We start from the raw sequence: 9,265 nt of genomic DNA, 5'->3' as shown, positions 1-9,265 counted from the left end.
TGAAGATCTGGACCGCGGCCGGCGACAGCGCATCGGAAATGAGCACTTTGGGTTTTGTCATGGGTGTGATCCTGAAAGCGGAATTTGGAGGTTGCCGTCGAAACCCTCTCCCCTTGTGGGAGAGGGTGGCGAAATCGAGCGAAGCGAGATTGAGCCGGGTGAGGGGTAAGAAGCGGAGACGACCCCTCACCCGCCCTCAACGCTTCACGTTTCAGGCACCCTCTCCCACCAAGGGAGAGGGTCAGGGTGCTAGGCCGCCTTCGAAAGCTGCGCCTTGGTCTCGGCGAAGGCCCAGTCGATCCACTGCGTGAGCAATGCGACGTCGCTCGCCTCGATAGTAGCGCCGCACCAGATGCGCAAGCCGGCCGGCGCATCGCGATGACCCGCGAAGTCGTAACCGGCGCCTTCCTTCTCGACCAGACCGACCAACTTCTTGATGAAGTCGATCTGCGCATCGGCGTTCAGTGAAGCGACCGCGGGATCGGTGATCTTCATGCAAACCGAGGTGTTGGAACGGGTCGCCGGCGTCTTGGCCAGAAAATCGATCCACGGCGTTTTCGCCTGCCAGTCCTCGAGCACCTTGAGGTTCTTATCCGCGCGCGCCATCAGCGCCTTGAGACCGCCGATCGATTTGCCCCAGTTCAGCGCGTCGAGGTAATCCTCGACGCACAGCATCGATGGCGTGTTGATGGTCTCGCCGACGAAGATGCCTTCGTTGAGCTTGCCACCCTTGGTCATGCGGAAGATCTTCGGCAGCGGCCACGCCGGCTTGTAGCTCTCGAGCCGTTCGACGGCACGCGGGCTCAGCACCAGCATGCCATGACCGGCCTCGCCGCCGAGAGCCTTCTGCCAGGAGAAGGTCACGACATCGAGCTTGGGCCAATCGAGTGCTTGCGCAAACGCCGCCGAAGTGGCGTCGCAGATCGCAAGCCCCTCGCGCTTGGCGCTGATCCAGTCGGCATTCGGCACGCGCACGCCCGAGGTGGTACCGTTCCAGGTGAAGATGATGTCGGAAGCCGGATCGACCTTGGAAAGATCGGGAATATCGCCGTAGCCCACAGCGAGCTTGGTGACGTCCTTCAGCTTCAACTGATTGAGGATGTCACCGGTCCAGGTTTCACCGAAGGATTCCCAGGACAGCGCCGTGACAGGCCGCGCGCCGAGCAGCGACCACAACGCCATTTCGACCGCGCCGGTATCGGAAGCCGGCACAATGCCGATGCGGTAATCGGCCGGCACTTCCAGCACTTCCCGCGTCCGGTCGATCGCGCGCTTGAGCTTCTCCTTGCCGATCTTCGCACGGTGCGAACGGCCGAGAGCTGCGTCCTTCAGATTTTGCGGGGTCCAGCCGGGGCGCTTGGCGCAGGGGCCGGAAGAAAAATGCGGCACGATTGGCCGCGAAGCGGGCTTCGCTGCAGTCATGATCTACCCTTCCAGATAGCAAGCCTCCCGTTGGGGGGAGGTGTCCCGCCGTCGTGAATAGGGGAATCGCCACGGATCGTCAAGAAACTTCGGCCGCTGACCGCAATTCGCGCGCCACCTCAGTGCGGCGCAGGAACGTCAACGGGCGCCACCGGCTCGCCGTCCGAAGGCTCGGGATCGGCTGCGGGCTGTAGCTGTGCATTGAGCAATTCCGCGGCATCCGTCACAAGTTGTGCGGCCCGACGGCGGCTTGCGACCTTCAGGACGCTCTGCTCATCGGCCTGCACGACATAGTCGTCGCCGATCCGGACAATGGAATAGCGCTTCATCTGACGTCCCCAGGTTTGCATGCGCCGGACAGACGCCAACTGCCACGGATCGTTCCTATGCAAAATTCCTGATGACGGGATTAGTTTATCGCTCGTTAAGGAGAAAGAACGGCGAAACGCGTTTGCCAGCGTCCGCAAAGGCGCCTTCAGGCTGAGGTCGAAACTGCGGCAAAAGGTGAGCGCGATTCCGGCGCCGTAATCGACGCCCGATCCTCGCAATTGCAGGCGTCAGAATCTGTAGCCGAGACCAGCGCGCGCCGTGTCGACCGTAACCCTCACATTCTCGACTGGCGAGAACCCGACGTGCTCATACTCGGCACGGGCGAACAGCCCCTGCCAAATCCGGAATTCGAAGCCGAGGCCAGCGGTCCAGCCCGCGACAAAATTGTTGGTCCTTCCCTGAGACATCGTTGTGGTCAACGAAGGTACCGTTAGCGTCGGGCCAAATGTGGTGATGGTGTTACCAAAGGCGTCGGTCGTTATCGTATCGACCCGCTTTGTCGTGGTGGTCGTGACGCTACGCTCCACATCCATCCGGCCAACGGCAAGGCCGCCAAACATATAGGGCATGATGTCGCCCCAAGCATAGCCGGCGCGGCCTCTGAAGGTAATCATGTCTTGGAGCGTCGCCACAGCGGAGCCCACGAGCTTGACGCTATAGGTATCCGACGTGCCGGCAGGCGGATTCTCGCCAGGCGGATTTGTAATCAAGAGCGGCCCGAGGCTGGACGACGAATAAGCCGAGAGCCTGCTCATGTAGTTGTAGTTGGCTTCAATGCCGAGAACGACATCTTCCCACTGCCAATTGCGGCCGATGAATCCTCCAAAACCGGTCCCCTGTGTCGTCGCCTTGCCCAGGGCCGTGAGGCTCGACGTCGGTCCTTCAAGGGTCGTGTCGCGATAGATGAAATTGGTCAGGCCCGAGAGAGAGCCGCTGAAGTCCTGGGCTGACGAGTTGTAGGCAACGGTGCCGCCGGCGTACCAGCCGCTCCAGTTTACAGTTGGAGCGGCGCCGCTGAACGAGCCGCGAAGGAAATCAGGCATGTCGGCGGCGTGCGCCTGCACGATCATTCCCAACATCGCCATCGCCAACAGCACGACACGCATCGAACACTCCCATTCGCAACTGGACTCGTGCCGCGATCATCGCTCGTTAACCTTAATCAATCGTTGTCGGGGGCGCGTTCTGGGCGCGATCTTGTTCGAAAACAGGCGCCCTCTCCTCGAAGTTTCTTCGGGCGCATAAAGCAAAACGGCGCGGGAAACATCCCGCGCCGTTAATACCGGTTAACTGAAGACCCGTTCGATCAGCCCTTGGTGACAAGCGGCGGCACGTAGGCCGGCGGGCTGTAGAGATTCCAGCGAACGCCGAGCGTCAGATCCTGCGAGGTGATGTGCTTGAAGTTCATCGGGTTGTAGACGCTATTTACGCCCTGGAAGGTGAACTCGTCGCCGCTCTGGGCGCTGCCGAGATCGACGTAGCTGTAGGCCAATTCGACTGTGAAGGCGGGATTGACCTTATAGGCAAGACCGGCATGCACCGCCCAGGCGAAATTCCACTTCGAGGCCGTGTCGCCGAACGCGGTGCTAGCTGTCTGCGGGCCGACGTCCGTGAAGCTCGAGATAGTATTACGCGATGCACCGATGCCGGCACCTACGAACGGCGTGATGCACCACCAGGTACCGAGATCGGCGTACACATTCGCCAACGTCAGCCACTCCGACTTGCTGGCGGTGTAGAGATTGGTGCTCGTCGGCACGCCGTTGAACGAGACGATATCGGCGCCGTGGAAGTTCGCCTTGCCGCGATACTGTTCGGTGAGATCGACGCGCAGCCAATTGTTGAACTGGTAGCCGACGCCGACGCCAAACACGCCAGCCGTATCGAAGCCGAGGCCCTGATGCTGAACGGTCGTGCCCGGCGTATAGTACAGCGCATTGTCGAGATTTCCGACGCTCTGGTTGCTGAAACCGATGTCGCCGCGCAGATACCATCCGCCGAAGTCAGCGGCGGGCGGCGGAGCATAGGACATCGGCGGCGGCGCAATCGCGAGGTCGGCGGCGAACGCCATCGAAGACAACAAGGATGCCGCGCCGGCGACAACGAAAATTTTCACACTACGCATTGGTTTCGTCCTTTTGGCCGGTGAGGCGACGGCCCCACATCCAGAAACTCACGACGCGGACGATGGCACCAAATGTTTAAGCGGCGCTTAACCCTAATTTTTAAGGTTGATTTTTCGCGAACGAGATCGCCGCCGCGCGTTCTCCCTGCCCAAATGGGGCGATCGCCGCCACAAAGGCTAACGATGTGTGAATGAAAAGTTGGCGAATGGTGAATAGCGAGTAGCGAATGGAGCGGACGTCGATCCCGATTCGCTATTCGCTATTCGCTATGCCCTACTCGCTACTTCGGCATCTTCGGCAAGAACACCGCAAGCAATCCGATCGCCGGGAGGAACGAGCATATCTGATAGACAAAGGCGATCGAGGTGTGATCGGCGAGCTTGCCGAGCGCTGCCGCTCCGAGACCGCCGACCCCAAACGCCACCCCAAAGAACACGCCCGAGATCATGCCGAAACGGTGCGGCACCAGTTCCTGTGCGAACACGATGATGGAGGACGTGGTCGATGAAATGATGAGCCCGATGAAGACGGTCAATACAGCACTTGCCTCGAGCCCCACATAAGGCAACGCCAGCGTGAACGGCAGCGCCCCGACGATCGAGAACCAGATCACGATCTTGCGGCCGAAGCGATCCCCCAACGGACCGCCGAAGAACGCGCCGATCGCGTTCGCGGCCAGGAAGACGAAGAGATAGAGCTGCGCGGCCTGCGTCGATACGCCGAAACGATCGATCAAATAGAAAATGTAGTAGCTCGACAGGCTCGATACGTAGAGCTGCTTCGACAGCAACAGCACGACAAGGACGACGATTGCGATCGCAACGCTGCGCGGGTTCAGCGCATCCGAACGGCGCTCGACGGCCGCGAGCTTCTTCGCCTTGATCTGCGGCTTGTACCATTGGCCGATCCGCCACAGCACCACGATCGCAAGGAACGCGATCGAGGAAAACCAGGCGATACTGGGCTGACCGAACGGAACGACGATCAGCGCCGCAAGCACCGGCCCCATCGAGGTCCCGAAGCTGCCGCCGAGCTGAAATACCGACTGCGCAAAACCGTAACGTCCGCCGGACGCGAGCCGTGCAATCCGCGCCGATTCCGGATGGAACACCGCCGAGCCGAGTCCAATGAGCGCAGCCGCGATCAGGATCACCGCATACTGGTGTGCGATGCTGAGCAGCAGCAGCCCGAAAAACGTCGAGGACATGCCGATCGCGAGCGAGAACGGTTGCGCCTTCTTGTCGGTGAAGTGGCCGACCAAGGGTTGCAACAGCGACGCCGTGAACTGGAACGCCAGCGTGATCAGCCCGATCTGCGCGAAGTCCAGCGCGTAATTGTCTTTGAGGATCGGATACACCGATGCGATCAACGACTGCATGGTGTCGTTGAGAAAGTGCGAGAAGCTGATGCCGATCAAGACGACATAGGCCGGCCCGGCGACGCTCGCCTGCAGCGCGGGCGATGCGTCTTCCACGACGACCGGTTCGGTCAGGGTTTCCTCGGAGACGACGACAGGCTTGTTCAAGCAATCATTCCGGCAAGGAAGATATCAGCAGTAGGTTCCTACGCCGGTGGCCCTCGTCAGACCACCGCCAATAGAAAATGGCTGCGATGCACCTGGAGAATTTGAAAGGTGGATGCGTCGGGCCAAACCCCCGCTTAACGGCAGTCAGGCCGCCGCCTGGCCCAGCGCGGAGACGATCTGGTCGACCACTTCTTCGACCAGCATGCGATCGTCGCCCTCACCCATCACGCGGATCACAGGCTCGGTGCCGGAAGAGCGCACCAAAAGCCGGCCATGGCCGTTGAGCCGCTTCTCGCCGGCATCGATTGCCGATTTGACCTCGGCATTGTCGAGCGGCTTGCCTGCGCGATAGCGCACGTTCTTGAGAATCTGCGGCAGCGGATCGAAACGGCGGCAGACTTCCGAGACGGGCCGGCGAAGTTTCTGCACGACCGCCAGCACCTGAAGCGCCGCAACGAAACCATCGCCGGTGGTGGCGTAGTCCGACAGGATGATGTGGCCGGACGGTTCGCCGCCAAGATTGTAGCCGCCGGCGAGCATCCGCTCGAGCACGTAACGATCGCCGACCGGGGTTCGGATGAGCTCGATATTCTGCTCATTGAGAAAACGTTCGAGGCCAAGATTCGACATCACGGTGGCGACGACGCCCGGCTTGGCGAGCCGGCCATCCTCCTTCCAGCTTTGCGCGATCACGGCGAGCAGTTGATCGCCATCGACCAGATGGCCGCGCTCATCGACCAGAATGACCCGGTCAGCGTCGCCATCGAGCGCGATACCGATATCGGCGCGCAGCTCGCGCACCTTGCGGCACAGCGCTTCCGGCGCGGTCGAGCCGCATTCCTTGTTGATGTTGAAGCCGTCCGGCTCGACGCCGATGGAGATGACGTCGGCGCCAAGTTCCCACAGCGCTTCCGGCACCACCTTGTAGGCAGCGCCATTGGCGCAGTCGACCACGACGCGCAGACCGTCGAGGCTGAGCTGACGCGGCAGCGTGCGCTTGGCGAATTCGATGTAGCGATCATGCACGCCGTCGATGCGGCGGGCGCGGCCCAGGCTTGCGCTCTGCGCCAACCGGCGATCGAGCGATTCGTCGAGCAGTTGCTCGATCTGTTTCTCGACGTCGTCGGAAAGCTTGAAGCCCTGCGGGCCGAACAGCTTGATGCCGTTGTCTTCGAACAGATTGTGGGACGCCGAGATCATCACGCCCAGATCGGCGCGCATCGATTTGGTCAGCATCGCAACCGCCGGCGTCGGCATCGGGCCGACCAGCAGCACGTCCATGCCGACCGAGGTAAAGCCCGCCACCATCGCGTATTCGATCATGTAGCCGGACAGCCGGGTGTCCTTGCCGATGACGACGCGGTGGCGGTGATCGCCGCGCTGAAACACGAGTCCGGCCGCCTGCCCCACCTTGAGCGCAAGCTCAGGCGTAATCAGGCCATTGGCAAGCCCACGAATCCCGTCCGTTCCAAAATACTTACGGCTCATAATACCCCCAGCATCGCCCGCATCTCGTGCCAAAGCCATGGCCAAGAGGTCGAGCGTCAGCCCCATGCTAACGTCGCGCGGTTATAATCCCTCCGCGGCTAAAATGGCTTCAAAAAATATGATGAATCATTTCCGGACGGTTCCCGGCATGGAACCTAAGGCATTGAAAGCACAAGAATTTATTCATGGATCCGGCGGTCGTCGTGGCCGCTTCAACCCTTGCGCCGGACGTGACCGTCCTCTTTCGAGGGCGCCGGCTGGGTGACGTTGACCGGGTCGGAGGCCGGAAAGGTCTCCTCCAATCCCTCTTCCAGCGCCTCCTCGAGCCCCTGATCGCGCTGTTTCTTCCCTGCCTTCCTGGGCTCGGACGATTTCGTGTGCGGTCGGGTCATGGGAATGTTCTCCGTTTTACCGCGGATGCGATGTTGCGCTGGCGCTCACCGTGCTAGATGACGCTTCAAGCGATAGTTACAAGACGGGGCCGGGAAACATCCATGAAACACATCACCTGCATCGAGGATCTGCGGCAGCGCCATATGAGAAAGGTGCCCAAGGCATTTTTCGATTATTGCGACCGCGGCTCCTATGCCGAGGAAACGCTGCGCGCCAACCGCGAGGATCTTCAAAAGATCAAACTACGTCAGCGCATCCTGGTCGATGTCTCCAAGCGAGATACCGCAACGACGATTCTGGGCGAACCGGCGGCTCTGCCGCTGATCCTCGCGCCGGTCGGCCTGACCGGCATGCAGTACGGCGACGGCGAGATCCACGCCTGCCGCGCAGCGCAGGCGGCCGGCATTCCCTATACGCTGAGCACGATGTCGATCTGTTCGATCGAGGATGTCGCCGCCAATGTCGACAAGCCGTTCTGGTTCCAGCTCTACGTGATGAAGGACCGCGGCTTCATCAAGGCGCTGATCGAGCGCGCGATGGTCGCCAAATGCAGCGCGCTGGTGCTCACCGTCGATCTTCAGGTCATCGGCCAGCGCCACGCCGACATCAAGAACGGCATGACCGTGCCGCCGGAATGGTCGCTGTCGAAGCTGGTCGATTTCGCCACCAAGCCGGCCTGGGTCGCGGGCGTGCTGCGCGGCAAGCGCCGCACCTTCGGCAACCTCGTCGGCCATCTCAAGGGGACGGACGATATCACCGCACTCGGCACCTGGATCGGCACGCAGTTCGACACCACGTTGAGTTGGAAAGATGTCGAGTGGATTCGGAGCATCTGGCCAGGCAAACTGGTCCTGAAAGGTATTCTCGACGTCGAGGACGCCAATGAAGCCGCCAAGACCGGCGCGCAGGCGCTGGTCGTTTCCAACCATGGCGGGCGTCAGCTCGATGGCGCGCCCTCCTCGATCGCGGCGTTGCCCGAAATTGTCGACGCGGTCGGCGACAAGATGGAAGTGATGTTCGACGGCGGCATCCGCTCCGGCCAGGATGTCGTGCGCGCGATCGCCGAGGGCGCCAAGTCCTGCATGATCGGCCGTGCTTATATCCACGGTCTCGGCGCCTATGGCGGTCCCGGCGTCACCAAGGCGATCGACATCATCCGCGGCGAACTCATGACCACCATGGGCCTGTGCGGCGTCAACACCATCGCCGAAATCGACGACCACGTGCTGGCGATATAGTTCCTGTCATTCCGGGATGGCGCGAGGCGGCAAACTTGATCCTCAATTTTGTGCCGAGCACCAGACCCGGAATCTCGAGATCCCGGATTCGTCGCTGTCGCGACGCTCCGGGATGACGTTTTCACCTACCCAAGCGTAGGCGACGAACGTCACATCGGCGGAGCAATGCCGTCGCGGCCAATACCGATGCGGTTGGTCTCAAGCGAGCCATCGTCGTTCTTCTTTGCACCGAAGATGATGATCTTGGCGCCCGGCTTGATTTCGGATTTCTCGCCGGTAACGAAAGCGACGATCGCCGTATCCGGCGTCACTACAACCTTCTTCTCGCCGTCTTTGTACTTGACGTCGATCACCTGACCATCAACGCCGGCGACAGTCTGCGCCACGGTGGCATTGGTCATCGTTGAATTCGGACGCAGATCCCACGGCCGAAAACCTTCGGCGGCGCCGCGCATCGCCTCCGGGAAGATGTGCACGGCGAGCGCTTTCTGGCTGCCGTCGGGCTGCGGCATGCCGGACACGCCGATATAGCTTCCGGGCTTGATCTCCGACAACGACGTCTTGGCGATGCCGATGACGGCAATGTTGTCGGCCATGTTGACCTTCAACTCAGTCCCTTCGCGGGTTTTGACGCTCAGTGCATTGCCATCGACGCTTTCGATGGTGCCGCGAATACGCGTCGGCGTTGGCGGCTGTTGGGCCGAGGCGGCCGACGCGAACACCAGGACGGCGAACGAAGCCAC

At 61.2% G+C, this 9,265-nt stretch carries 9 protein-coding genes; 1 reads left to right on the top strand and 8 read right to left on the bottom strand.

Annotated features, from left to right (window positions below):
* Positions 1-249: 249 nt before the first annotated feature.
* From VFL62_RS21035 to VFL62_RS21005, 7 genes are all read right to left on the bottom strand, one after another.
* Entirely contained in the window at positions 250-1,422 is a 1,173-nt protein-coding gene (locus tag VFL62_RS21035; protein ID WP_325174313.1) for a phosphoserine transaminase, read from the bottom strand.
* Positions 1,423-1,541: 119 nt separating this feature from the next.
* Positions 1,542-1,751 (bottom strand): hypothetical protein, encoded by a 210-nt coding sequence (locus tag VFL62_RS21030; protein ID WP_325174312.1) that lies wholly within the window; start codon positions 1,749-1,751, stop codon positions 1,542-1,544.
* A gap of 228 nt (positions 1,752-1,979) precedes the next feature.
* Positions 1,980-2,858, bottom strand: a complete 879-nt coding sequence (locus tag VFL62_RS21025; RefSeq protein ID WP_325174311.1) for an outer membrane protein — start codon at positions 2,856-2,858, stop codon at positions 1,980-1,982.
* Between the two features lie 200 nt (positions 2,859-3,058).
* On the bottom strand, positions 3,059-3,877 hold the full coding sequence (locus tag VFL62_RS21020) for an outer membrane protein (RefSeq protein ID WP_325174310.1): 819 nt from the start codon (positions 3,875-3,877) through the stop codon (positions 3,059-3,061).
* Between the two features lie 281 nt (positions 3,878-4,158).
* A complete protein-coding gene (locus VFL62_RS21015; RefSeq protein WP_325174309.1) occupies positions 4,159-5,403 on the bottom strand; it encodes an MFS transporter in 1,245 nt (414 codons plus the stop codon).
* Positions 5,404-5,547: 144 nt separating this feature from the next.
* Positions 5,548-6,891, bottom strand: coding sequence for a phosphoglucosamine mutase (gene glmM / locus VFL62_RS21010; protein WP_325174308.1), 1,344 nt, complete (start codon positions 6,889-6,891; stop codon positions 5,548-5,550).
* A 212-nt stretch (positions 6,892-7,103) separates the two neighbouring features.
* Entirely contained in the window at positions 7,104-7,283 is a 180-nt protein-coding gene (locus VFL62_RS21005) for a hypothetical protein (RefSeq protein WP_325174307.1), read from the bottom strand.
* 102 nt (positions 7,284-7,385) lie between these two features.
* Between VFL62_RS21005 and VFL62_RS21000 the strand changes: the two genes are divergently transcribed.
* Entirely contained in the window at positions 7,386-8,522 is a 1,137-nt protein-coding gene (locus VFL62_RS21000; protein WP_325174306.1) for an alpha-hydroxy acid oxidase, read from the top strand.
* Positions 8,523-8,671: 149 nt separating this feature from the next.
* Here VFL62_RS21000 and VFL62_RS20995 read toward each other — a convergent pair.
* A partial coding sequence (locus tag VFL62_RS20995) for a hypothetical protein (protein WP_325174305.1) occupies positions 8,672-9,265 on the bottom strand: 594 nt, incomplete at its 5' end.

Source organism: Bradyrhizobium sp. (assembly GCF_035701725.1).
GTDB lineage: Bacteria > Pseudomonadota > Alphaproteobacteria > Rhizobiales > Xanthobacteraceae > Bradyrhizobium.
This window is presented reverse-complemented; position numbering and strand designations above follow the sequence as displayed.

Coding starts and splice junctions, on each gene's coding strand:
- glmM (WP_325174308.1), bottom strand. CDS start 6,891: ATGAGCCGTAAGTATTTTGGAACGGACGGGATTCGTGGGCTTGCCAAT.
- VFL62_RS21000 (WP_325174306.1), top strand. CDS start 7,386: ATGAAACACATCACCTGCATCGAGGATCTGCGGCAGCGCCATATGAGA.
- VFL62_RS21030 (WP_325174312.1), bottom strand. CDS start 1,751: ATGAAGCGCTATTCCATTGTCCGGATCGGCGACGACTATGTCGTGCAG.
- VFL62_RS21020 (WP_325174310.1), bottom strand. CDS start 3,877: ATGCGTAGTGTGAAAATTTTCGTTGTCGCCGGCGCGGCATCCTTGTTG.
- VFL62_RS21035 (WP_325174313.1), bottom strand. CDS start 1,422: ATGACTGCAGCGAAGCCCGCTTCGCGGCCAATCGTGCCGCATTTTTCT.
- VFL62_RS21005 (WP_325174307.1), bottom strand. CDS start 7,283: ATGACCCGACCGCACACGAAATCGTCCGAGCCCAGGAAGGCAGGGAAG.
- VFL62_RS21025 (WP_325174311.1), bottom strand. CDS start 2,858: ATGCGTGTCGTGCTGTTGGCGATGGCGATGTTGGGAATGATCGTGCAG.